This window comes from Clostridium sp. E02 (genome assembly GCF_003833015.1).
Taxonomy (GTDB): Bacteria; Bacillota; Clostridia; order Lachnospirales; family Lachnospiraceae; genus Lacrimispora.
The window spans coordinates 93,276-116,492 of the sequence record NZ_RJLQ01000004.1; the positions used below are offsets into that span (position 1 = coordinate 93,276).

Below are 23,217 nucleotides of genomic sequence, written 5' to 3' on the forward strand. Positions count from 1 at the left end.
GGAAGTGGGAAGTTGAACCGGGAACTTGAAATTTTTAAAACCTATAAACCCGTCGTTATGATGGATAAAAATGAGCCATTTCCGATTCAAGCAATGGGGTGCAGTGTATTTCGTGAAACCAAAAGAAGTAGTTCTTTTCCCAAACGCGTCATTGAAATTCAAAAGGATACGACTGATTTTGTAATTGAATATGCAATTTGGTATGATTATGATATTCAACATTTGTACGAATTGGAGCACATATGGGTGTTTGTCGCTCACGATAAACAAGTAAGAAAGATAGAGGGCAGTTTTCATGGAAAATATTTAACCATGGCAAGTCTTACAGACGGAGAACCTGTCTTGACAGAACAGACGCATCCACTGGTTTATGCACAGCCCGGGAAGCATGCCATGCTTCCTGATCCCCGGCTCGTGTATGTAATTCCGGGCTGGAAGGAGAGCTGTCTTAAACAGGCAGGACTGGACGGAGTATTGATTCCAGAGCTGTTTGAGGATAAGATACACACCAATGAAACGTTAAATGAGATGATACAAAGCTATATAAAAGAAAAATTTGCATTTTGTCCATCGATGGAATTTGAACCCTTCCTTCTGGGGGACGATAAGCTGTTATCTTGGGAGGAACTAAAAGGAATCATTCCGGACCGTGTAAACAAGCAGATAGAAACAATCAGAAATCACGTATTTGGATAGCCTTTGGAAATGAAAATAAAAATTGTGCAGAAAAAATTAATGCAAATAAAGAGCCCAGGTGGGGAAGAGGATACCCTGGGCTCTTTTTGCGACGTAAGCTTATTTTATCATAAATAATAAAAAAAAAAATTAGCCGGGGCTAGGATTTATAAAATAATAAAAAGGAGCACCGTAGAATTGGGGAAATACGGTACTCCTAAGAAGAGTTATATAGATTATAACTCAAAAAAACGTTTAAGTAAAGTTAAATATATGTTTTTTGCTAAAATAAAGTAAAATTTAAAAAAATAATGGTTATTTTAGTTCATATTCGTAAAATATGCGATTAGGAACAATTTTAAGAAACAAAGCATCCAATAAAGAAAGAAGAGTTTGTCTTCTTTTCTATTCCAATATCTGGAACAGTCATAGTCTATAGCCTCATAAGGTTACAGACAGGAAAGGGGGGATAGCATGATGATGGAAGGGATTCTCCATTATGTGAAACCCGAACTGATTGTGGTGGCATTGGTGTTATACCTGCTGGGGCAGGGAATCAAACAAAGTCATATGATCCAAGATAAATATATCTTACTGATTAATGGAGCAGCAGGCATCTTGCTTTGCAGCTTCTATATCATCTCGGTAAGTGCATTAGATACACTGCAACAGATAGCAATGGCCGCCTTCAGCGCTTCGACACAAGGAATACTAGTAGCTGGTCTTAGTACTTATATTCATCAACTAATTAAGCAATGGAGTAAGTCAGAGTAATCATTCACACATCAGGGGATAATTGGCGGGTTTTGGTAAAACCCAACCCGCCTACTTCCCGTCTTTTAACTCTTTTCTAATCTGGGGTACAATTCCTCTGCGTTCCATTTCGGCCATTATGTTCTCGAATTCTCCAGTGGGCGCAGTGGGCGCATGTAGATTTCTGCTGACAGCCTCCAAATGATTAAATTCCTCCGCCAATTCTTTGTCGTAATCTTTCTTCTTTCGTTTCAAAATATCACCTCCCAGAAAATTATATAACGATGAGGAACATTCTGCATTAACGAAGGAAAGTGAAAGTAGATGGAAAAGACACGGAATCGTATCTCATTGGGGCTTGTGGTAGGAGTATGATGGAATTGTGAATTGTTTGTGAAAGAAATTTTTTATGGCGAAACGTTAAGATTGATGTTTCGTAGTCGATAAGATAAAATAGATCTGTAGCTGAATTTAAATAACGAGTAGTTTTTTAGTCTACAGGAGGTACGGGTATGAAAATTGAATATTTATCTGAAAAATATAGAGTGAAACGAATTGAGGAAGCAGATTTACCAGAAGTATATATACTCTGTAAAAGCAATCTATTATATTATCAGTATTGTCCCTCAAATGTATCAATAAGTAGTTTGAAAGAAGAGCTGATAGCATTGCCAAAGGGAAAGAAATTGGATGATAAATATTATGTTGGTTTTTATGATGGTGAACTGCTTATTGCAGTAATGGATTTAATATCTGGTTATCCCAATGAAGAAACCACATTTATCGGTTTCTTTATGATTGATCAGCATATACAATGGAAAGGCATTGGGACATCCATTATTTCTGAAGTATGCCAATATTTAAAAAAATTAGGGTTCACTTATGTGAGGCTAGGGTATATAATGGGAAATCCACAAAGTGAAGCATTTTGGATTAAGAATCATTTTATTAAAACTGGTGATGAAGTGCAGACAGAAGACTATGTTATTGTTGTAATGCAAAGAACGTTGTAAAACGAATACTTAATAAAATCCTCTAACTATCAGTACTGATCTGGTGTTTTTTTGTACTAAACTTAGCAGAAAGTCATAATTAAAAATAATTATTGGAGGTTTATAAATGGACAAAATGATTAAGATTAGGAATGAAGAAGAAACAGATTATGAAAGAGTAGAAGAAATAACAAGGAAATCTTTTTGGAATTTATCTATACCGGGGTGTATAGAACACTATTTGGTTCATGTTATGCGATCTCACAAAGACTTTCTGACGGAGTTGGATCTGGTGATTGAAGTTGATAATCAGATCATCGGAAATATCATGTATACGAAAACAAAACTAATTGATGAGTTCGGAGAAGAAAAAGGCATCCTTACTTTTGGGCCAGTTTGCATTTTTGCCAGAATATCAGAGAAAGGGGTATGGAAAAAAACTAATGGAGTATTCCATGAAACAGGCGGCCGCACTTGGTTATGATGTGATTGTAATATTTGGAAATCCCAATAATTATGTAAGCCGTGGTTTTAAAAGTTGCAAAAAGTACAATGTCTGTCTTGAAAATGGGACATATCCAGCGGCGATGATGGTAAAAGAACTCAAACCAGATGCTTTGGACGGAAGAAAATGGGTTTACTATCAAAGTCCTGTATTTGAGATAGATAAACAAGAAGCTGAGCGTTTTGACGAGGCTTTGGAAAGTCAGGAGAAAAAATACAAGCCAAGTCAGGAAGAATTTTATATTCACAGCCATTCTTTTATACAGTGAGTTATCTTTCGTGTTATAAGGATAAACTACAAAAGAGAGTGTTGCTGGTTTATAAGAGATTGGTGAGTTAATACACGCAAAAACCCTAGTAAATATAAGAAATTCTTATATTTACTAGGGTTTTTGCAATGATGCGGGTAACAGGACTTGAACCTGCACGGTCTCCCACCAGAACCTAAATCTGGCGCGTCTGCCAATTCCGCCATACCCGCAGACAATAAAAGATGTTACCTTTAAACCTGTTATTATCAATTGCTTAAAAAGCGAGAGGAGAGCAGATCTCTTTTGATGAAACCTGCTTTTCTTTCTCATGAGACACCGGGGATTCGAACCCCGGACAACTTGATTAAAAGTCAAGTGCTCTACCACCTGAGCTAGTATCCCATACTGGGCTAGTTGGATTTGAACCAACGAATGCAGGAGTCAAAGTCCTGTGCCTTACCGCTTGGCGATAGCCCATTAAAACGATTGATAAAAAAAAATCCCTGAAAAGGGAAAGGTGAGTACAGGGATTCGAACCCTGGGCCTCCAGAGCCACAATCTGGCGCGATAACCACCTTCGCCATACCCACCATATATAACACTTCACATTTTAGCTAGAATGTGAAATGAGCCTGAAGGGATTTGAACCCCCGACCCACGGCTTAGAAGGCCGTTGCTCTATCCAACTGAGCTACAGACTCATAAGCGGGTGATGGGAATCGAACCCACGTTTTCAGCTTGGAAGGCTGATGTTCTACCATTGAACCACACCCGCAAAAGATTGGGTAATACTTAAGATAACTTTATTATCTTAAATCGGGGTGACAGGATTCGAACCTGCGACTTCCTGGTCCCAAACCAGGCGCTCTAGCCAAGCTGAGCCACACCCCGAAGGTGTCTTACGTTTTGATGTGTCTTTCGCAACGCAAGAGTAATTATATCTGATGGATATAGTTTTGTCAACAATATTTTTCAAAAAAAATTAAAATCATGAAAAGTCTCGTATTTATGGGGATTTTGTAGAAAAAAAGAACCTATAATTGGAGGAACCGGCAGTCACATTTAAAAATGCTCCTGCCGGTTGAGTATGAAAAATAAAAAGTCTATGTTGAAAGGGTGGGGTTCCTTTACATTTCTAATTATATAGAATGATTATGACAGAAGTTTGTCCAATCAATAAATATTTTATGAAAAACCTTAAGGAGTTATAAGCAAAGTTTAAACAAAATGAAAGAGAAAACTTACAAAAAAGTTTATTTACGGCAAATCTTCTTATGATATAATAATTCCATACGGATTAATGTTGTCAAAAAGACGAGGTGATAATATGAAATACTGGTATTGTATGAAGACAGATATGGGGCCGATACGGATTTTATGTGAGGACAGTGTGATTTTAAGAGTTGATTTTATTGATCAAATACCGGAGGACGCTATTAGAGAAAAAACAGAGCTCATTGACCGTGCAGTTTGTCAGATGGAGGAATATTTAGTTGGAGAGCGAAAGCAGTTTGATTTGCCTCTTGCCCCACAAGGAACCTTATTTCAAAAAAAAGTATGGGAGGCACTTTTGACAATCCCTTACGGAACGACGAAAAGTTATGGGGAGATTGCAACTATGATTGGGAATCCCAAGGCATCTCGTGCCGTGGGAGGGGCAAACAACAAAAACCCTATATCAATTATAATCCCCTGTCATAGAGTAATTGGTACAAATGGTAGTTTGGTTGGCTATGGGGGCGGTTTGGATAAGAAGACTAAATTACTTCATTTAGAACAAGGGGGAAAATAGTAGAATTATTAAGAATTATTGGTGATTCTTTCAGTTCCTTTAATCCTCTATACAATTGATCTGGTTAATGGTATAATCCTCAACGACACCCATTGAAATTATAATAAGGAGTGAATCATATGAGAAAAAACAAATTGTTGACAGGAATTGTAATTGCTATGGCTGTTATGGCAGCAACAACTGCCTGTGGATCAAAAGATAATAAGAAAACAGATACAACGAAAGACACAGATACAAAGGTGAGTATGGCGGAAACTACCGTTGCGGATACAGAAACTTCAGAGTCCGACGAGGCTGATAACGAGAGCGATGAAGCCAATGAGAGCTCACAGAGTGAACAAAAGACATCTTCCGATGCAGGGAAAATCGCATCAGGTGTATTTACATCGGTTTCGGGAAAGTATGAGATCACGCCTCCAGCAGGTTGGACATTGGACAACGACGGAGATGAAAGTGTAGTAGCATTTACTTCTCCAGATGGGAATGACGTTTTAGAAGTGACCTACGCAGCAGGGGAAGAAGCAGATGGAGCTAGAGAAGAGTATCCGGATACCAAGGAAGAATATAAGAAACTGATTAACCGCGGAGAAGATATGGAATTTGTTCGCTATAATGTAAAGAATGGAGCAGATGGAAGTCAGACGTTCCGTTATGCCATCCGTTATAAAACACCCGATGACGGTGTTCGCTATTTTGCTATTTCAGGATCCTATGATGCAACAGCGAAGACGTATCTTAGCGCAACAGGAACCATTGAATCTTCCGATACTGGTGTGGAAGACCAGATTGAGGCAGCATTGGATACTTTAAAGCTTAAATAATTTAGAAAAACAATTTAGAAAATAGCCAGAGGCGATTGTAGAATGATTGCAATCGCCTCTGGCTATTATAGTTTTATAAGAATTCCATTTAATCGATCTATGTCTTCTTGCTGGTGAGTACTTACTAGAACCAGTTTTCCCTGGCATTTAACCTTCATATATGAAATTACTTTGTTTTTGTTCCCTTCATCAAGACCAGAGAATGGTTCATCTAAAATGACCATGTCAAATGGTACAGATAAAGCCCTAACAATTGCAACTCTCCGTTTCATACCACCGCTTAGAGTAGAAACTGGGCGAGTAAGGGATTCTTTTGGCAACAGGTTTAAAAGTTCTTCTTTTGCCGCTTTTTTATGATTGCGGGAGGGACCGTTCATTACCATGCTCACATTCTCAATGGGGGTAAAGTCATTGCATAAACGATCTTCTTGAAATACAGCGGTAATGTTACATCCATCCAGTCCAGTTATGGTTCCGGAATCTTTAGTTATAATCCCCAGAAGGATCTTAAAAAAGGTCGTTTTACCAGAACCCGATGGTTCCATGAAGCAATAGATCCGACCAGATTCCAGGCTTATATTGATCCCATCTAGTACCTTTGTACCGCCAAAGGATTTTGAAAGTTCTTTGATTTCCAGTTTCATCTCAAATCCCCCGCCCTTTACTTTTCTTGTGATTGGGAACCGTTCGATCGATAAGCCATAAAAAGAAGATCTCAAATAAGAAGCTAATCCCTATAATGACCAGAGTCCAGGCGAACAAATCGGCGGTACTTAAATAAATTTTTGCCATATATAGCTTTTCCCCTATGGAATGGTTAGGGACCCCGATCACTTCTGCTGCGATTCCCGATTTAAAACTCATTCCAAGTGCAGTGTTTAAACTGCTTTTTAGATAAGGGATCAAAGCTGGACGATATAGATAATAACCTTTCTTGATCCCTGACATGTGAAATACGTTTGCCATCTCCAAAAGACTTGGGTCGGTGCTATTTATGCCGGCTATGGTGCTCATATATATCATAGGAAATACCACTAGAAACGAAATAAATATCGAAAGGTTTTCAGAGCCGAACCAGATAAGCGCCAACACGACAAACGATGCAACAGGGATCGATTTCATAAGAGCCATTATCGGGGAAAGCAGTTCCAGTACAAAAGTAAATCGGCTGGCAGTGCTTCCCAAAAGGATTCCAAGTATAAAAGCAATCAGGAATCCAAGGCTGATTTTTCCAAAGGAAAATCCAATGGACTGCCAAAATCCCGGAAGGGCAGACTGGTGGATCAGAGCCTTTATCACCTGAATGGGTCCCACCAGAATGATAGGATTGTCCACCAATTTACTACCTGCCTGCCAGATCATCAACCAGAAGATTACGATCCCAGTTTTCTTGAGCGGGAGAAGGGTTCTATGGGATATAATAGAACTGCTCATCAGGCAGCGTCCCTCCAATGGTCTGGGGGTCCATATCGTAGAGAACCTTTAAATATCCACTCAGAAGCGATTTCATATCGTTTCCATCAAGATATGTGATACTACAATAAGGAAGCGCTTTCTCTGCGATTGGTGCCTTTGCAATGATGCCTGCTTTTGCAATCAGTATAGCGGTTTCTTTTCCGTTTTCATTGGCATAAGCGGCAGATTCCTTCTGTTCGGAAAGAAAGGTATCAATGGAATCTTTATGATCTTTTAAAACTTCATTGCGACAGATTGTAACACCAGTTACCAGGGTGCTTCCATCCTCTTTCGATACAGCATTCCATTCTTTGGTTAAATCAAGAACCATATGAAGGCTGTCATTCTGAGCCATAGCAGCCGTTACAAAAGGTTGAGGAAGAAGTCCAATTCCATCGGGTTTTTCTTTTAAGATAGCAGCAACCTCGGCTGGTTCTGATTTATACTCTAGCGTCACGTCGTCTTCGGATAGACCATTGGCAGCTAACACATGTTTTAGTGCATAATCTGGTGTGGTTCCCTTACCAGGCAGGTAGATGGTTTTTCCCTTTAAATCTGCCATGGATTTTATGGAATCATCGGAAGAAATTCCATAGAGGACACCAAGCGTATTGATGTTGATTACCGTAACACCGTGATTAGAAAGAATAGATGCCATATTGGCAGGAACAAGTGCCACATCTAAATCCCCATTTACAATTTTACCAAGCAGCTCATCCGGTGCTGTTACCATAGTAAATTCATAAGATCCTTGGGATTGTCCATTTTCTGCTTGCTCCATTAATCGTACAAGTCCCATGGATGTAGGTCCTTTTAAAGATCCGACTTTTAATGCGTCGCTGTCATTAGCTGGTTTTGCCTTTGATTCTTCTGTGGAGGCAGCTTGAGTTTCTGCAGCAGGCTCTGTAGGAGTCTCCACCTGGCTTTCTGCTGTTGTCTGGGTGCTATCTTTTCCACATCCGGTTAAGACAGCAGCAGTCATAACAAGAACTGCAAATATCGATAGAACTTTTTTCATAAAATCCCTCACTTTCTGTCCGTACTTCATTGACTTATTCTTCTTCCCGTCTTCTCCCGCAGGTGTTCTTTTGGGGTTTGTACGAACAGGTAAAGTATACCATTTTCCGTTCTTGTTTGTCAAAATATTATGCAGCCAAAGGGGCATATGTGATATACTATTATTATCAATAAAAAAGGAGAAAAATAAGATGAATGAAGTATATGATAAATTACAGAACTGTTTAAAAAGTGTGAGGGAGAAAACAGATTTTGTTCCAGAAGTAGCGCTGATTCTTGGCTCTGGTCTGGGAGACTATGTAAAAGAGGTTTCTGTGTCCGCTACGATTGACTATAAAGAGATAGAAGGATTTCCAATCTCAACAGTTGTGGGGCACAAGGGAAGGTTTATATTCGGTTATGTCAATGAGGTGCCAGTGGTGATTATGCAGGGACGAGTTCATTATTATGAGGGGTATCCCATTTCAGACGTAGTTCTTCCGACTCGGCTGATGGGGCTTTTGGGAGCAAAAACTCTATTTTTAACCAATGCATGCGGTGGGATAAATGAAGGGTTTAAAGCCGGAGACTTTATGCTTTTAACGGATCATATTGCAAGCTTTGTGCCTTCGCCTTTAATGGGTGAAAATATAGATGAACTTGGAACCAGATTTCCGGATATGAGTGATATTTACCGGAAGGAATTAAGAGCAATCATTAAAGAGATTGCAAAGGAAGAGAAGATTGAATTAAAAGAAGGTGTCTATCTGCAGCTTTCTGGTCCAGCCTATGAGTCTCCGGCTGAAGTACGGATGTGTCGGATTCTAGGTGCAGATGCTGTGGGAATGAGCACTGCCTGTGAAGCTCTGGCTGCCAATCATATGGGATTGAAGGTGTGCGGGATTTCCTGTATTACCAACATGGCATGTGGGATTTCAAAGGAACCATTAAGTCATAAGGAGGTCCAGCAAACGGCAGACCGGGTTGCACCTCTGTTTCAGAAACTGGTGACCGCTTCCATTACCAGGATTGCGAAAAAAAGTTAAGATTTGGATTGCCATGGCTTCCAGTACTTAAAAAAATACATCCAATCGATAAAATTGTATTGATAAGGATATAACAATGTGCGATAATGTCGAAAAGAGAAGGTTTTATAAGGGAGTTCATTTGGAGGGAGAATATTCATGAGAATAACTATATGCATTGGAAGCGCATGTCATTTAAAAGGTTCGAGAGAAATTATAGCCAAGTTGCAAAATTATGTAAAAGAAAAACATCTGGAAGAGCAGATTGATTTAAACGGCTCTTTTTGCAGCGGGAACTGCGTAAATGGGGTATGTGTTACCTTAGATGACCAGATCTATTCCTTAAAACCAGAGGATACAAAGGAGTTTTTTGAGAAAGAGATTATGGGGAGGCTGTAATCATGGGGATTATTGATTTCAAGTCTACCAAATGCAAACACTGTTATAAATGTGTACGCAACTGTGAAGTCAAAGCAGTCATGATTAAAGATGAACGGGCAGAAATCATGCAAGACAAGTGCATTCTATGTGGGAAATGCATGCAGGTATGCCCACAATCCGCCAAAACTCTGATCAGCGACCTAGATCAGGTAAAAGGCTATATAAGGGCAGGAAACAGGACTGTGGTTTCTTTGGCACCCTCTTTTATGGGACTGTTCCGCTATAAAACCATTGGACAAGTTAACGCAGCGTTTAAAAAACTTGGTTTTTGTGAAGTGCAGGAAACCGCACAGGGTGCCGCTTTGGTGACAGCAGAATATACCAGGCTTTTAAACGAAGGGAAGATGGAAAACATCATTACGTCCTGTTGCCCTAGTGTCAATGATTTGATTGAGATCTACTACCCGGGGCTGATTCCGAATCTGGCACCTGTGGTATCGCCTATGATCGCCCATGGAAAGTTGATTAAAGAAGAGATGGGGGCTGACGTTAAGGTGGTTTTTGTTGGACCCTGTATCGCGAAGAAACGAGAATCGGGAGATATCCGCCACGATGGCTGGATTGATGCTGTACTTAATTTTAACGATATGACCAGATGGTTTTTGGAAGAGGAGATTACCATTGAAGATTGTGAAGATCTTCCATTTACTCATATGGATCCAAAAGTGAACCGGCTATATCCGGTTTCTAATGGTGTGGTAAGTTCGGTTCTAGCAACAGAAGAGAAAAAAGACGGATACCGGAAATTTTATGTTGACGGAATCCGAAACTGCATTGATTTATGCGAGAGTATGGTTCGTGGAGAGATACATCACTGTTTTATTGAAATGAATGTGTGCTCAGGGGGCTGCATCAAAGGGCCGGCGGCAGATGACGTGAATGTGTCTCGTTTTAAGGTGAAACTGGATATGGAGGATGCAATCGAGAAAAAAGGGGTCTCGGCTGCTGATACGGATCCGAGCCTTACTCATATTTCGCTTAAGAAGCTGTTTTTAAATCGTGCGCCTTCTGATCTATTGCCAACGGAGGAACAGATTCAGAAAATTCTTAAAAAAACAGGAAAGACAAAACCAGAGGATGAGTTAAACTGCGGGGCATGCGGATATTCTACCTGCAGAGAAAAGGCGATTGCGGTCTTTCAGAAAAAAGCAGAATTGAATATGTGTATTCCATTTATGCACCAAAAGGCAGAATCCTTGTCCAATCTTGTTATGGAAACGTCCCCTAACATTGTACTGATTGTTGATAAAGAGATGAAGATTTTAGAGTATTCGGCGGTGGGAGAAAAATATTTTGGAAAGACCAGGCAGGAAGCTCTGACTATGTATTTATATGAATTAATTGATCCAAGTGATTTTCAGTGGGTTTATGATACCCACCAAAAAATTCATGGTAAGAAAGTAACGTATGCGGAATATAAAGTTTCTACGCTTCAAAATATCGTATACATTGAGAATCAGAATGTGGTACTTGCTACATTTATTGATATCACAAAAGAAGAAGAATATGCAAAACAAGAATATGAAAAGAAACTGGAGACCATTGATTTGGCACAAAAAGTGATTCATAAACAAATGATGGTTGCCCAGGAAATTGCAGGTCTTCTGGGAGAAACTACAGCAGAAACGAAAACAACATTAACGAAGCTATGTAAGTCCATACTTGATGAGGGAAGCGAAAGTGAGGTCAAGTAATGGGAGTTACGGTTGATGTTGCATACAAAAGTTTAAACAAATTTAATGAAGTTCTATGCGGAGATAAGGTAGAACTACTACAGACAGAAAATTCTAATATTATGATTCTTGCAGATGGTATGGGAAGCGGAGTAAAAGCCAATATCCTGGCCACGTTAACGTCTAAAATTCTGGGAACCATGTTTTTAAACGGGGCGACTTTAGAAGAGTGTGTGGATACCATTGTGGAAACTCTGCCGGTCTGCCAGGTCCGCCAGGTGGCATATTCCACATTTAGCATACTACAGGTATTTCACAATGGAGATGCCTATCTGGTGGAATTTGATAATCCAAGTTGTATTTTTATCCGGGATGGCAGTCTTATGCCAGTTCCGGAAAACACAAGAATCATTCAAGATAAAAAAATCAATGAATACCGCTTTCGGGTGAAGAAAGGGGATGCCTTGGTTTTATTAAGCGACGGAACCATTCATGCAGGTGTTGGTAAGCTTTTAAATTTTGGTTGGCTTTGGGAAGATATGGCTTCGTATGCGGTGAAGCAGTATCGACTCACCATATCGGCTGTCCGGTTTGCCAATGCCTTATGCTGTGCCTGTGATGAACTTTACCAGTATCGCCCAGGGGATGATACAACGGTTGCGGTTATGCGGATCATAGACCGCAAACCGGTATATTTAATGACGGGACCAGCCAAGAACCCGGAAGATGATATTGATATGGTAAAAGATTTTATGCAAGGGGCTGAGGAGACAAAACGAATCATCTGTGGAGGTACCAGTGCCAATATTGCATCTAGGGTTCTGTCCAGTAAACTGACGGTTTCACTGGAATATCATGATACGGATTTGCCTCCCACCGCACATATGGATGGGATAGAGTTGGTTACAGAAGGGGTATTGACGCTAAACCGGGTATTAAAATTATTACGAAGATATGTAAAGAATGAATCCGTCTCGGAGGAGTTTTTTCTGGAACTCGATCAATCAAATGGTGCCTCAAAGGTTGCCAAGATGATCATCGAAGACTGTACGGAGCTTAAACTGTATGTTGGGAAAGCGATTAACAGCGCTTATCAAAACCCAGGCCTTCCCTTTGATTTAGGGATACGGCAAAATCTTGTGGAGCAGTTGAAGCATGCGGTAGAAGATATGGGAAAAAAGGTTACGGTTGTTTATTATTAATTGTAAAACGATATTCACACAAAACAAGTGGAGTCGCAAGGAGGAAAGTTATGGTAACAAATGATGCAACCTTACTTCGCATCAAACATCAGGTTTTAGACGAAGTGGCAAGGCTTGCCTGGGAAGGCAGGCTAGAAGAGAAAAGAAATGAAATTCCCTATCAAATTATACCAGGACCAAAAGCACAATTTCGATGCTGTATCTACAGAGAAAGAGAGATTATCAGGGAAAGAGTCCGTCTGGCAGAAGGATTCTGCCCAAGCGGTAGAGAGACTAAAAATGTGGTTCAAGTAATAAACTCTGCCTGTGAAGACTGTCCGATCGCCCGCTATGTAGTAACAGATAACTGTCAGCTTTGTATGGGAAAAGCATGCCAGAATTCTTGTAACTTTGGAGCGATCAGTATGAGTCATGATCGTGCTCATATTGATCAGGATCGATGCAAAGAATGTGGAAAGTGTTCGCAGGCATGTCCTTATAATGCCATCGCTGATTTAACACGTCCCTGTAAGAAAAGCTGTCCAGTGGATGCAATTACCATGGATGAAGCAGGAATTGTAGTGATTGATGAAGGCAAATGCATCCAGTGTGGAGCATGTATTCATAGTTGTCCATTTGGTGCCATTGGTTCTAAGACATTTCTGGTGGATGTGATTAACTTAATTAAAGCTGGGAAAAAGGTAGTTGCAATGGTGGCACCGGCGACAGAGGGACAGTATGGACCGGAAATAACCATGGCAAGCTGGAGAACGGCTTTAAAGAAGATTGGTTTTCAAGACATGGTGGAAGTGGCATTAGGTGGTGACTTAACGGCCGCAGCAGAGGCGGCTGAGTGGGCGGAGGCCTATGAGGAAGAAAAGAAGATGACAACATCTTGTTGTCCTGCTTTTGTAAATATGATCAAGCAGCATTATCCTATGCTCCTTTCTCATATGTCTTCAACCGTTTCCCCTATGTGTGCGGTATCTAGAATGTTAAAAGAAAAGGATCCGGAGACGATAACCGTATTTATCGGACCTTGTATTGCCAAAAAGAGCGAGGCTCTGGATTTGAATGTGAAAGATAATGCAGATTATGCGTTGACCTTGGGAGAGGCACATGCCATGATGGTGGCAAAGGGAGTAGAACTAGAACCTGAGGAGAATACATACCAGGTAGGTTCTGTTTTTGGAAAACGGTTTGGGAATGGCGGCGGCGTTACTGCAGCGGTTCTTGAATGTCTGAAAGAATCCGGTAAAAACACAGATATCCAGGTCATGAAATGCAGTGGTGCAGCAGAATGTAAGAAAGCCCTTATGCTTTTAAAAGTAGGGAAGCTGCCAGCAGATTTTGTTGAAGGTATGGTTTGTTCCGGTGGATGTGTTGGAGGCCCCAGTAAGCATAAAAGTGAAGGGGAAGCAAAAAAAGCAAGAGATTTATTGATTGGTCAGGCGGATGCCAGAGAAATCCATGATAATATTAAATCCCAAGATCTGAATGCGGTTTTGATGCACCGACATGAATAGATATTAGAATAAAAAATGCGTTTTAACAGGCTTTTTAAGTCTATTAAAACGCATTTTTTAAAACTGTTTTTTTGAGAATTACATACCGGTAAACTTATTTTTCACTTTTGAAATCATTTGCTGTTCTGCCTGATCTGTGGTATACCAGCCTTTTGCAGACATCTTTTTGTAGATGTCATCCTGCATACACAAACTGTCATTTAACGCGGTATCAAATGTTTGATGCACATTCATTGTAGCGGATTCAATGGTACCGTGCATGTAGAGATCACACACACCTTTTGTGGTGTTGAGCAGATTTTCCATTATAAGTTTGTCATCCATAGGTGTTGCCTCCTTAAACTAAATGATAAAAGTTGTCAAATATCTGCTGGTGCTTTTGTAAAAGCTGTTGTGCACAAGCTTTTAATTCCGGATCCTGCAGGGTTTGTGATGCTTCCTGACACTGTGTTTTTAAAAATTTTTCATGACCAAGAGCATCTTCAATATAATTTAATTCTTTTGGACTCATGTTTTATCACCTCCAGTCATAGTATGGAGAATTTCTCAGGTTCCATTCATTGATTTTTATAATAAAAAACTCCCTCTGTAAATACAGAAGGAGTTTTTTGTTAAATTTCGTTAATTTTACGTTTTACATAAGTGGTGTGAAGCAGGTGATGTGCCTTTTTACTTCCAGGTTCCCCAAGGTATGTGTCATACAGCTCCTTGATGGCTGGATTTTCATGGGATTTACGAATGGATTTGGAAGCATCCACATCGTATAACACCTTTGCTCTTAACCCACGGATGTCTGTTGTATTGCGAATATAGCCAGGCTGCTGAGGTTGACCTCCGCCATTAACACACCCACCAGGACAACCCATGATCTCAATGAAATGATAATTGGCTTCCCCGGATTTCACTCGATTTAAAAGTTCCTTGGCATTGCCAAGACCAGAAGCAACGGCAACGTTTACATCCATACCACCTACGTGATACGTTGCTTCTTTGATGCCTTCGGTTCCTCTTACATCGGTAAAATCTAATTTTTTCAATTCTTCGCCGGTTAATTGCTCCACAGCAGTTCTTAATGCTGCTTCCATAACTCCACCAGTGGCACCAAAGATAACACCAGCACCAGTATAAAGACCCAAAGGAACATCCACTTCTTCATCAGGAAGATTGTTAAACTGAATCCCTGACTGCTTAATCATTCTGGCAAGTTCTCTTGTGGTCAGAGTATAGTCCACATCTGGTACTCCATTTGCATCCTGATTTTCTCTGCCGATCTCAAATTTCTTAGCCGTACAAGGCATGATGCTGACGGATACAATGTCTTCCGGTTTTAATCCCATCTTCTCAGCATAGTAAGATTTGGCAATAGAACCAAACATCTGCTGTGGAGATTTACAGGAAGAAAGATTTTCCGTCATATCTGGGAAATAGTGCTCGCAGTATTTGATCCAACCAGGAGAACAGGAAGTTATCAAGGGAAGGACTCCGTTATTCTTCACCCGGTCAAGAAATTCATGGGCTTCTTCCATAATGGTTAAGTCGGCACTAAAGTTGGTATCGAACACTTTGTCAAATCCAAGGCGTCTAAGCGATGCAACCATCTGACCCTCTACATTGGTTCCGATGGGATAACCAAATTCTTCTCCAAGTCCAGCACGAACTGCAGGAGCTGTCTGAACGATAACATGCTTTGTGGGATCAGCAATTGCTTTTTCAACTTCCGCAATGCTGGTCTTTTCATAGAGAGCACCGGTAGGACAAACAGCAATACACTGTCCACAGGAAACACAACTGGTTTCCCCAAGGCCCTTATCAAATGCAGAACCTATAAAAGTAGCAAAACCACGGTCGTTGGGGCCAATGACACCAATTCCCTGTACCTTTTCACAGACAGCCGAACAACGGCGGCATAAGATACATTTGCTGTTGTCACGCACCATATGAGCGGCACTATCGTCTAAGATAGAAGGAGTCTTATCTCCATCAAAATAGTCTTCTGTATCCACACCCATCTCTTTACAGAGTGTCTGTAGTTCGCAGTTACCGCTGCGGACACAGGAAAGACAGGAACGGTTGTGGTTTGAAAGAATCAATTCAAGTGTCTTTTTTCTATAATCCCGAATCTTAGGAGTGTTGGTTTTGATATCCATCCCCTCACTGATAGGGAATACACAGGATGCTGCTAGTTTGCCTCCGTTGACTTCAACCGTACAGATGCGGCAGGCAGCGATTTCATTGATGTCTTTTAAAAAGCATAAAGTCGGTATTTCAACATGTGCAAGTCTTGCAGCCTCTAAGATGGTGGAGCCTGCAGGAGCGCTTACGTCCATGCCATTGATTTTAATTGTGATATTCTCCATGATACATTCTCCCTCCATTATTTCTTGTAGACAGCGTCGAATTTACATTTCTCCATACATACGCCGCATTTGATGCACTTCTCAGGATCAATCACATGAGGATTCTTCACAGAACCGGAGATTGCATTGACTGGACAGTTTCTGGCACACAGGGTGCAACCCTTACATTTTTCCGCATCAATATGATACGAGAGCAATGCCTTGCAGACGCCTGCCGGACACTTTTTGTCAACAATGTGGGAAATGTATTCGTCGCGGAAGAATTTTAAGGTAGAAAGCACTGGATTTGGTGCAGTTTGTCCCAAACCGCAGGCTGAATTCTCTTTCACATAGTAGCAGATCTCTTCCAATCGATCTAAGTCTTCCAGAGTTGCATGACCATTTGTAATCTTTTCCAGTAATTCGAGCATTCGTTTGGTACCAATTCGACAAGGGGTACATTTTCCGCAGGATTCTTCAACGGTAAATTCAAGGAAGAATTTAGCGATATCCACCATACAGTCGGTTTCATCCATAACAATCAATCCGCCGGAACCCATCATGGAACCAATGGCAAGAAGGTTGTCATAATCAATTGGAATGTCATAGTGTTCTGCTGGAATGCATCCACCAGAAGGACCACCAGTTTGTGCGGATTTGAATTTTTTACCGTTTGGAATTCCACCGCCGATTTCTTCGATGATCTCTCGAAGTGTAGTTCCCATAGGGACCTCTACCAGTCCAGTATTGTGAATCTTACCACCCAAAGCAAAAACTTTGGTTCCTTTTGATTTCTCTGTTCCCATGGAAGCGAACCATTCTGGTCCGTTTAAGATAATCTGAGGGATATTGGAATACGTTTCCACATTATTTAAGATGGTAGGCTTTCCAAACAGACCTTTTTGAGCTGGGAACGGTGGTCTTGGTCTTGGTTCTCCTCTATTTCCTTCAATGGAAACCATAAGAGCGGTTTCTTCTCCGCATACGAAAGCACCAGCTCCCAGACGAAGGTCAATATTAAAAGAAAATCCACTTCCGAAAATATCGTCGCCTAAAAGTTCCATCTCTCTTGCCTGAGCAATCGCGATTTTAAGACGCTGTACTGCAATGGGATATTCCGCACGTACATATATGTAGCCCTGAGAAGCCCCAATTGCATAACCAGCAATGGTCATGGCTTCCAATAATGCATGTGGATCTCCCTCTAAAACAGAACGATCCATAAATGCGCCGGGATCACCTTCATCTGCGTTACAGCAGACGTATTTTTGATCCGCATCATTCTGCTTTGCAAGTTTCCATTTTAGTCCAGTGGGGAAACCTGCTCCACCACGGCCTCTGAGTCCGCTGTCTAATAGAACTTGAATGACTTCGTCTGGAGTCATCTCTGTTACAGCTTTTCCAAGTGCCCGGTATCCACCGGTTCCAATATATTCTTCAATGATTTCTGGGTTAATAACTCCACAGTTTCTCAATGCGATTCTATGCTGTTTTTTGTAAAAATCGGTATCACTTAAAGACTTAATTCCAGTAGGAGTCACAGTCTCATCATAAAGAAGCCGTTCTACGGGACGTCCTTTTAATAAGTGCTCGGATACAATCTCTTTAATATCTTCTTCCTTTACCATAGCGTAGAAAGAAGCATCTGGATAAACAATCATAATGGGGCCTAAGGCACAAAGGCCATGGCATCCAGTCTGTACGACGGATATCTCCTCGGAAAGACCCTGACTCTCTAATTCTTCTCTTAATTTAACAATAATATGCTGGCTTCCGGAGGATGTACATCCTGTGCCGCCGCAAACCAATACGTGTGAACGATACATCTTGTTTCCTCCTTATTTGATCTTCGTCGATGCCAATGTATAGTTTTGCACAATATGACCACCAAGCAAATGCTCTTTGTATACTTCTTCTGCTTTTTCTGAAGTCATATTGACGTAAGTTACTTTATCTTTTCCTGGCTCTGCAATTTCCACAATTGGCTCATACTGGCATAAGCCAATACAACCGGTCTGTGTAACCGTAAAGCGATCTGTCATGTGGTTCTCCTGAACCAGATTAGACAGTGTATTTAAAACAGGTCTTGCACCGCTGGCAATTCCGCATGTAGCCATACCCACTAAAACACGTGTCCGTGTGTGGTCTTCTCCGCGCATGCTGACCTGACTCTGCATCTTTTCACGGATCTCTTTTAATTCTTCAAGAGTCTTCATGTTATTCCTCCAATTCCTGCGGGTCTAAAAGACCGCGCCTCCATCAGTCTCCAATTTGTTTTCACACAGATATTCCTTTATGAAAGCTGATACCTCTGGGGTATCAAAAGGGATATCAGAAAGAATTTCCCTAAACTTTCTGGTATTAAGCTCAAATGATGACTTGTTATAACGATAGATATAGAGAAAATCTATGTCTGGATGGCAAGTGATCAGTGTCTCGATGGTACTGTTAATATCACCGAGGGGCATACGGTCAATGTGGGATAATCCAAACATTGCTATAACTTTAGTTCCGGTACCCGGCTCTGACTCAATCGTAAATGTTCCGCCTGTGCACTCCGCTGCATATTGAAAGAACGGAATTCCAAGCCCAACCCTCCTAGTGTTTCTTGAGGTATAAAATGGATCAGTTACTTTTGACACTTCTTCTTTTGTCATACCGCAGCCGTTATCGGTTAATTGGACCGTGAGTGTGTCTGCTTCCGTGTCCGCAGCGACCAGTATGGTAATAAAATCAGCGCCTGCCTGTGTGGAATTTTCTGCCACATCCAGAATGTTTAACGATATCTCTGTCATCATAATCGTAAATTATTCATATTTTGCTAAAATGCCTGGAACATCATCTGCTGAAAGTCTTCCATAAACCTCACCGTTTACCATCATGACCGGGGCTAACCCGCATGCGCCTACACAGCGGCAGGAATCCAGAGAAAATTTACCATCTGGAGTACATTCCCCGTTGGTGATACCTAGAGTCTCTTCTAGTTTATGAAAGATATCTCCGGAACCTTTTACGTAGCAAGCGGTTCCAAGACAAACAGAAACCTGATATTTACCCTTCGGCTGCAGGGCAAACTGAGAATAGAATGTTGCGACACCATAGATTTTTTCTAAGGGAATACCTGTTTCATCAGATATTAAAGTCTGAACTTCAATTGGAAGATAACCATAGATCTCCTGAGCCTTCTGCATGATAGGCATCAGGGAGCCTTTTGTGTCTTTGAGCAGGGCGATTTCTTTTTTTAAAGTATCTTCCTGCTCTTTCGTCCCGTTAAACTGGACGCCTTGTTTTGTACAAGTCATTTAATAACCTCCTTTAATGTTGCTTATGCAATGTAACTGATATTTTACCATGTTATTGAGAAAAAATCTATACTTTTAATCAACATTCGACAAAAAAATAACGAAGATTAGAGCTAAAATTTCTAGGATTTCCCTTTTATTTATGATATAATTAATCATATTGATGTAAATTGTTAGAATAGACGGAATAAATGGGAGGAAGGTGACAGTATGACAGTGGAAGATATCAGGAAAATACTGGGAGCAAGGGTATTAACTGGGGAAGATCGTCTGCGGGAAGAAGTGACGAGCGCATGTGGTGCTGACATGATGAGTGATGTTCTGGCTTTCTCCATAGATCATTCTGTTCTTCTTACCGGACTTTGCAATCTTCAGGTTATCCGCACAGCAGAACTGTTAGATATTGTGTGTATCGTATTAGTTCGAGGGAAGAAACCAGATGAAGCGATGATTGCACTTGCCAGGGAGGGTGGAATCATTCTTTTGGTTACCGGACACCGGATGTTTTCTGCCTGTGGAATGCTTTATGAGGCAGGACTTCACGGGGGTGCGGTTTGATGATGGATAAGATTATATTACAATATCAGATCTCACCAGATGATTTCACCAGAGCGGGAGAAGCAAGCAGTGATGTGAAAAGTAAATTAAAAAAGATGGGAGTCAGTCCAGAAGCTGTCCGCAAGGTGGCAATTGCGATGTATGAGGGTGAGATCAATATGGTAATACACGCAGATGGCGGGGAAATTACCGTAGAGATCACAGCAGAAGAAGTGAGGATGCTTCTAAAAGACAAGGGACCGGGGATTGCAGATATTGATCTTGCGATGCAGGAAGGGTATTCCACTGCTCCAGATACGGTGCGTTCTCTTGGATTTGGTGCGGGAATGGGACTTCCGAATATGAAAAAGTATTCAGACGATATGGAGATTCAGACTGTACTGGGTGAAGGGACAAAGATCCGAATGACAGTTAAACTTTCCCTATAAGATGGGATTGGAGATAGGAGGGATTCAATGGATAAATTCTATCATTCGGTCAGGTTAGACCAGGATTTATGTATGGGCTGCATCAACTGTATCAAACGATGTCCTACCCAGGCGATTCGGGTCAGGAATAAAAAAGCACAGATCAATAGCAAATTCTGTATCGACTGCGGCGAATGCATTCGAGTATGTCCTCATCATGCAAAACATGCGGTCTATGATAAACTGGAGGTTTTAAAGCAATATGAATATACGGTTGCGTTGCCTCCCCCTTCATTGTACAGTCAGTTTAATCATTTGGATGATATTAATATTGTACTAAATGCTTTATTGCGGATGGGGTTTGATGATATATATGAAGTAAGTGCAGCAGCAGAACTGGTCAGTGAGGCAACCAGGGAATATTTAAGTACCCATCCGGATCATATGCCAGTCATCAGTACGGCATGTCCGTCTGTGGTACGGCTTATAAGAGTCCGCTTTCCAAACCTGATCCCAAACCTTTTGCCGCTCAATCCACCTGTGGAAATAGCCGCCATTCTGGCATTGAGAAAAGCCATGGAACGGACTGGACTGAAACGGGAACAGATCGGGATCATATTTATCTCCCCTTGCCCATCAAAAGTGACCTATGCCCGCTCTCCTTTGGGGATAACTCACAGTGAAGTGGATAAGGTACTAGCCGTGAAGGATATCTATCCTAATCTTTTGGCCTGTATGAAAACCGTAGGGGAAGATCCCGACGAGATAGGAACCTCTGGGAAGATAGGGGTTAGCTGGGGGCGAAGCGGAGGAGAGGCAAGCGGACTTTTTACGGAAGATTATCTGGCAGCAGATGGAATCGAAAATGTAATCCGGGTTTTGGAGGATATGGAAGATAAGAAGTTTACCAATTTAAAATTTGTAGAGCTGAATGCTTGTAATGGGGGTTGCGTAGGTGGGGTTCTTAATGTGGAAAATCCCTATGTAGCAGAAGTGAAATTAAAACGTCTGAGAAAATATATGCCGGTTGCAAGAACGCATATGATGCCCGATACAGAAGCGTTCATTGGATGGGATAGTAAGGTACAATATGAACCAGTGTTTCATCTGGGGGAAACCATGATGGAAAGTTTTCAACGACTCAATCAGGTTGAGGAGCTCTTAAAGAAATTTCCAGGGTTGGACTGTGGTTCTTGTGGGGCGCCTTCTTGTAAGGCCTTGGCTGAGGATATCGTAAGAGGAGAGGCCAAAGACTCGGATTGCGTATATTTTCTGAGGGATAATGTACACAAACTAACCGAAGAAGTGACCAGGCTGGCCGAGGATTTTGAAAAGGAAGATGCAGACAGTGGGAAAAGAATGAAGGCCATGACTTCCTGCATTCAGCGAATTTCTCAAGAGATGAACCAGTTGGATCAAAAGGAAGGGAGGAATCCATATGACAGTAAAGAAATTGATGGAAAGTGATTTGTTTGAGACAGTGAATATTGGAGATGCCAGTGAAACCATTACTCAGCCATTTTGCTGTGATTTGTTAAGCATTGCCATGGGCAAAGCACCAAAGGGCTGTGCGTGGGTAACGGTGATGGGGAACATGAATACCCTTGCTGTCGCATCATTAACAGAGGCCGCCTGTGTGATCTTAGCAGAAGGAGTGCTGCTTGATGAACAGGGAGTAAAAAAGGCAAAAGAGCAAGGGATATCGGTACTTAAAACCGCTCTCCCCATCTATCAAGCCGCCCGTATGGTTGAAACATGGTTGGAGCAGAATGAAGCTAGCTTATGATCTTCACATTCACTCCTGCTTATCCCCTTGTGGAGAGGATGACATGACTCCTGCTAACATCGTTGGTATGGCTGCGTTAAAGGGGCTTGATGTAATTGCTCTCACGGACCATAATTCCAGCAAGAATGCACCAGCTTTTCACCATTTTGCAAAAGAGTATGGGATTCTTGCTCTTACAGGGATGGAATTATGTACACTTGAAGAAGTGCACGTGGTCTGTCTGTTTCCGACGCTGAATCAGACCATGGAATTTGACCGATATATGGAAAAAAGAATGATGCCATTTCCCAATAAGGAAGAACTATTTGGGAATCAGTTGATCTGTGATCTGGAGGATCACTACTGTGGAAAGGTAGAAAATCTATTGATTAACCGGACGGATGTATCATTTGATGGATTATGGGACTTGATTCGTACTTATGGTGGGGTTATGTTTCCTGCACATGTGGACAAATCTTCCAACAGTTTGTTATCAAATCTTGGCTTCATACCACCAGACAGTAAGTTCCAGGTATTTGAAATAAAGGAGAAGGAAAATCTTTCTTCTATAAAGAAGCTCCATCCGTATTTAAATCACTGTCTAGCTCTTTCTAATTCTGATGCTCATAGACTGGGAGATATAAAGGAACCAGATGATGTGCTAGAAGTGGAAGTATTAAGTCCGGAAGGGGTAATTGGCTGTTTTTTCTGAGAAAATATAAGTTGTGAATGGACAATGAGTGGTTTCTAGCATTTTGGGACAG

The 23,217-nt window shown here is 41.2% G+C and carries 26 protein-coding genes, 7 tRNA genes and 1 pseudogene; 16 read left to right on the plus strand and 18 right to left on the minus strand.

Translation table 11 applies throughout. The annotated features are described in order from the left end of the window. Nucleotides 1–12 precede the first annotated feature (12 nt). Together EFT72_RS03850 and EFT72_RS03855 are read left to right on the plus strand one after the other, a co-directional pair. The gene (locus EFT72_RS03850) at nucleotides 13–696 is read left to right on the plus strand and encodes a hypothetical protein (protein WP_124065597.1); all 684 of its coding nucleotides are present in this window, start codon (nucleotides 13–15) and stop codon (nucleotides 694–696) included. A gap of 453 nt (nucleotides 697–1,149) precedes the next feature. Continuing rightward, nucleotides 1,150–1,449, plus strand: coding sequence for a phage holin family protein (locus EFT72_RS03855; protein WP_347561835.1), 300 nt, complete (start codon nucleotides 1,150–1,152; stop codon nucleotides 1,447–1,449). Between the two features lie 51 nt (nucleotides 1,450–1,500). Here EFT72_RS03855 and EFT72_RS03860 read toward each other — a convergent pair whose 3' ends face one another. Then, entirely contained in the window at nucleotides 1,501–1,683 is a 183-nt protein-coding gene (locus EFT72_RS03860) for a hypothetical protein (RefSeq protein ID WP_124065598.1), read from the minus strand. Between the two features lie 257 nt (nucleotides 1,684–1,940). Between EFT72_RS03860 and EFT72_RS03865 the strand changes: the two genes are divergently transcribed. Together EFT72_RS03865 and EFT72_RS03870 are read left to right on the plus strand one after the other, a co-directional pair. After that, nucleotides 1,941–2,441, plus strand: coding sequence for a GNAT family N-acetyltransferase (locus EFT72_RS03865; RefSeq protein WP_124065599.1), 501 nt, complete (start codon nucleotides 1,941–1,943; stop codon nucleotides 2,439–2,441). Between the two features lie 106 nt (nucleotides 2,442–2,547). Continuing rightward, nucleotides 2,548–3,193 (plus strand): annotated as a pseudogene (locus EFT72_RS03870) (N-acetyltransferase). Nucleotides 3,194–3,325: 132 nt separating this feature from the next. Here EFT72_RS03870 and EFT72_RS03875 read toward each other — a convergent pair. From EFT72_RS03875 to EFT72_RS03905, 7 genes are all read right to left on the minus strand, one after another. Beyond that, nucleotides 3,326–3,405, minus strand: a tRNA-Leu gene (locus tag EFT72_RS03875). Between the two features lie 99 nt (nucleotides 3,406–3,504). Then, nucleotides 3,505–3,577, minus strand: a tRNA-Lys gene (locus EFT72_RS03880). A 3-nt stretch (nucleotides 3,578–3,580) separates the two neighbouring features. Next, nucleotides 3,581–3,652, minus strand: a tRNA-Gln gene (locus tag EFT72_RS03885). A 38-nt stretch (nucleotides 3,653–3,690) separates the two neighbouring features. Further along, nucleotides 3,691–3,766: transfer RNA gene (locus tag EFT72_RS03890), tRNA-His, on the minus strand. A gap of 36 nt (nucleotides 3,767–3,802) precedes the next feature. Beyond that, nucleotides 3,803–3,876 (minus strand) — tRNA-Arg (locus EFT72_RS03895). A 3-nt stretch (nucleotides 3,877–3,879) separates the two neighbouring features. Further along, nucleotides 3,880–3,950 (minus strand) — tRNA-Gly (locus EFT72_RS03900). Nucleotides 3,951–3,991: 41 nt separating this feature from the next. Then, nucleotides 3,992–4,066 (minus strand) — tRNA-Pro (locus EFT72_RS03905). A gap of 436 nt (nucleotides 4,067–4,502) precedes the next feature. Here EFT72_RS03905 and EFT72_RS03910 point away from each other — a divergent pair. Together EFT72_RS03910 and EFT72_RS03915 are read left to right on the plus strand one after the other, a co-directional pair. Then, a complete protein-coding gene (locus EFT72_RS03910) occupies nucleotides 4,503–4,967 on the plus strand; it encodes a methylated-DNA--[protein]-cysteine S-methyltransferase (protein ID WP_124065600.1) in 465 nt (154 codons plus the stop codon). A 119-nt stretch (nucleotides 4,968–5,086) separates the two neighbouring features. Further along, a complete protein-coding gene (locus EFT72_RS03915) occupies nucleotides 5,087–5,788 on the plus strand; it encodes a hypothetical protein (protein WP_124065601.1) in 702 nt (233 codons plus the stop codon). A 65-nt stretch (nucleotides 5,789–5,853) separates the two neighbouring features. Here EFT72_RS03915 and EFT72_RS03920 read toward each other — a convergent pair whose 3' ends face one another. Genes EFT72_RS03920 through EFT72_RS03930 form a run of 3 tightly spaced genes read right to left on the minus strand, consistent with a single transcriptional unit; the run spans nucleotide 5,854 to nucleotide 8,261 of the window. Continuing rightward, on the minus strand, nucleotides 5,854–6,432 hold the full coding sequence (locus tag EFT72_RS03920; protein ID WP_124065602.1) for an ABC transporter ATP-binding protein: 579 nt from the start codon (nucleotides 6,430–6,432) through the stop codon (nucleotides 5,854–5,856). Between the two features lies 1 nt (nucleotide 6,433). Beyond that, nucleotides 6,434–7,222, minus strand: a complete 789-nt coding sequence (locus EFT72_RS03925; RefSeq protein ID WP_124065603.1) for an ABC transporter permease subunit — start codon at nucleotides 7,220–7,222, stop codon at nucleotides 6,434–6,436. Beyond that, nucleotides 7,197–8,261 carry an MqnA/MqnD/SBP family protein gene (locus EFT72_RS03930; RefSeq protein WP_124065604.1) on the minus strand — a complete coding sequence of 355 codons (1,065 nt, stop codon included), beginning with the start codon at nucleotides 8,259–8,261 and terminating at the stop codon, nucleotides 7,197–7,199. The genes EFT72_RS03925 and EFT72_RS03930 overlap by 26 nt, the downstream gene beginning before the upstream one ends. A gap of 190 nt (nucleotides 8,262–8,451) precedes the next feature. Between EFT72_RS03930 and EFT72_RS03935 the strand changes: the two genes are divergently transcribed. The 5 genes from EFT72_RS03935 to EFT72_RS03955 all read left to right on the plus strand — a co-directional run bounded on the left by EFT72_RS03935 (nucleotide 8,452) and on the right by EFT72_RS03955 (nucleotide 14,085). Next, the gene (locus tag EFT72_RS03935; protein ID WP_124065605.1) at nucleotides 8,452–9,285 is read left to right on the plus strand and encodes a purine-nucleoside phosphorylase; all 834 of its coding nucleotides are present in this window, start codon (nucleotides 8,452–8,454) and stop codon (nucleotides 9,283–9,285) included. A gap of 138 nt (nucleotides 9,286–9,423) precedes the next feature. Beyond that, nucleotides 9,424–9,663, plus strand: coding sequence for an NAD(P)H-dependent oxidoreductase subunit E (locus EFT72_RS03940; RefSeq protein WP_124065606.1), 240 nt, complete (start codon nucleotides 9,424–9,426; stop codon nucleotides 9,661–9,663). A gap of 2 nt (nucleotides 9,664–9,665) precedes the next feature. Continuing rightward, nucleotides 9,666–11,399 carry a [Fe-Fe] hydrogenase large subunit C-terminal domain-containing protein gene (locus EFT72_RS03945; protein ID WP_124065607.1) on the plus strand — a complete coding sequence of 578 codons (1,734 nt, stop codon included), beginning with the start codon at nucleotides 9,666–9,668 and terminating at the stop codon, nucleotides 11,397–11,399. Continuing rightward, nucleotides 11,399–12,580 carry a SpoIIE family protein phosphatase gene (locus EFT72_RS03950; RefSeq protein ID WP_124065608.1) on the plus strand — a complete coding sequence of 394 codons (1,182 nt, stop codon included), beginning with the start codon at nucleotides 11,399–11,401 and terminating at the stop codon, nucleotides 12,578–12,580. The genes EFT72_RS03945 and EFT72_RS03950 overlap by 1 nt, the downstream gene beginning before the upstream one ends. A 50-nt stretch (nucleotides 12,581–12,630) precedes the next feature. After that, nucleotides 12,631–14,085, plus strand: a complete 1,455-nt coding sequence (locus EFT72_RS03955; RefSeq protein WP_124065609.1) for a 4Fe-4S dicluster domain-containing protein — start codon at nucleotides 12,631–12,633, stop codon at nucleotides 14,083–14,085. A 78-nt stretch (nucleotides 14,086–14,163) separates the two neighbouring features. On the opposite strand, the gene EFT72_RS03960 is transcribed toward EFT72_RS03955, so the two are convergent. The 7 genes from EFT72_RS03960 to EFT72_RS03985 all read right to left on the minus strand — a co-directional run bounded on the left by EFT72_RS03960 (nucleotide 14,164) and on the right by EFT72_RS03985 (nucleotide 19,723). Next, entirely contained in the window at nucleotides 14,164–14,409 is a 246-nt protein-coding gene (locus tag EFT72_RS03960) for a spore coat protein (RefSeq protein ID WP_124065610.1), read from the minus strand. Nucleotides 14,410–14,422: 13 nt separating this feature from the next. Beyond that, nucleotides 14,423–14,596, minus strand: coding sequence for a hypothetical protein (locus EFT72_RS19130; RefSeq protein ID WP_164473063.1), 174 nt, complete (start codon nucleotides 14,594–14,596; stop codon nucleotides 14,423–14,425). 100 nt (nucleotides 14,597–14,696) lie between these two features. Beyond that, nucleotides 14,697–16,442, minus strand: a complete 1,746-nt coding sequence (locus tag EFT72_RS03965; protein ID WP_124065611.1) for an NADH-dependent [FeFe] hydrogenase, group A6 — start codon at nucleotides 16,440–16,442, stop codon at nucleotides 14,697–14,699. Between the two features lie 17 nt (nucleotides 16,443–16,459). After that, nucleotides 16,460–18,247 carry an NADH-quinone oxidoreductase subunit NuoF gene (locus EFT72_RS03970; RefSeq protein WP_124065612.1) on the minus strand — a complete coding sequence of 596 codons (1,788 nt, stop codon included), beginning with the start codon at nucleotides 18,245–18,247 and terminating at the stop codon, nucleotides 16,460–16,462. 12 nt (nucleotides 18,248–18,259) lie between these two features. Next, nucleotides 18,260–18,637 carry a (2Fe-2S) ferredoxin domain-containing protein gene (locus EFT72_RS03975; protein ID WP_124065613.1) on the minus strand — a complete coding sequence of 126 codons (378 nt, stop codon included), beginning with the start codon at nucleotides 18,635–18,637 and terminating at the stop codon, nucleotides 18,260–18,262. Between the two features lie 24 nt (nucleotides 18,638–18,661). Next, the gene (locus tag EFT72_RS03980; RefSeq protein WP_124065614.1) at nucleotides 18,662–19,219 is read right to left on the minus strand and encodes an ATP-binding protein; all 558 of its coding nucleotides are present in this window, start codon (nucleotides 19,217–19,219) and stop codon (nucleotides 18,662–18,664) included. Between the two features lie 9 nt (nucleotides 19,220–19,228). Further along, nucleotides 19,229–19,723, minus strand: a complete 495-nt coding sequence (locus tag EFT72_RS03985) for an NAD(P)H-dependent oxidoreductase subunit E (protein ID WP_124065615.1) — start codon at nucleotides 19,721–19,723, stop codon at nucleotides 19,229–19,231. Nucleotides 19,724–19,933: 210 nt separating this feature from the next. On the opposite strand from EFT72_RS03985, the gene EFT72_RS03990 reads away from it, so the two are divergent. The 5 genes from EFT72_RS03990 to EFT72_RS04010 are packed head-to-tail and all read left to right on the plus strand — an operon-like array spanning nucleotide 19,934 to nucleotide 23,165. Continuing rightward, the gene (locus EFT72_RS03990; RefSeq protein WP_124065616.1) at nucleotides 19,934–20,281 is read left to right on the plus strand and encodes a hypothetical protein; all 348 of its coding nucleotides are present in this window, start codon (nucleotides 19,934–19,936) and stop codon (nucleotides 20,279–20,281) included. Beyond that, nucleotides 20,281–20,709: an ATP-binding protein gene (locus tag EFT72_RS03995; protein WP_124065617.1), complete on the plus strand. Its 429-nt coding sequence runs from the start codon at nucleotides 20,281–20,283 to the stop codon at nucleotides 20,707–20,709. The genes EFT72_RS03990 and EFT72_RS03995 overlap by 1 nt, the downstream gene beginning before the upstream one ends. A 27-nt stretch (nucleotides 20,710–20,736) precedes the next feature. Further along, nucleotides 20,737–22,155: a [Fe-Fe] hydrogenase large subunit C-terminal domain-containing protein gene (locus EFT72_RS04000; RefSeq protein ID WP_124065618.1), complete on the plus strand. Its 1,419-nt coding sequence runs from the start codon at nucleotides 20,737–20,739 to the stop codon at nucleotides 22,153–22,155. After that, nucleotides 22,127–22,474 carry a hypothetical protein gene (locus EFT72_RS04005; RefSeq protein ID WP_124065619.1) on the plus strand — a complete coding sequence of 116 codons (348 nt, stop codon included), beginning with the start codon at nucleotides 22,127–22,129 and terminating at the stop codon, nucleotides 22,472–22,474. The genes EFT72_RS04000 and EFT72_RS04005 overlap by 29 nt, the downstream gene beginning before the upstream one ends. After that, nucleotides 22,458–23,165, plus strand: coding sequence for a PHP domain-containing protein (locus tag EFT72_RS04010; protein ID WP_124065620.1), 708 nt, complete (start codon nucleotides 22,458–22,460; stop codon nucleotides 23,163–23,165). The genes EFT72_RS04005 and EFT72_RS04010 overlap by 17 nt, the downstream gene beginning before the upstream one ends. Nucleotides 23,166–23,217 lie beyond the last annotated feature (52 nt).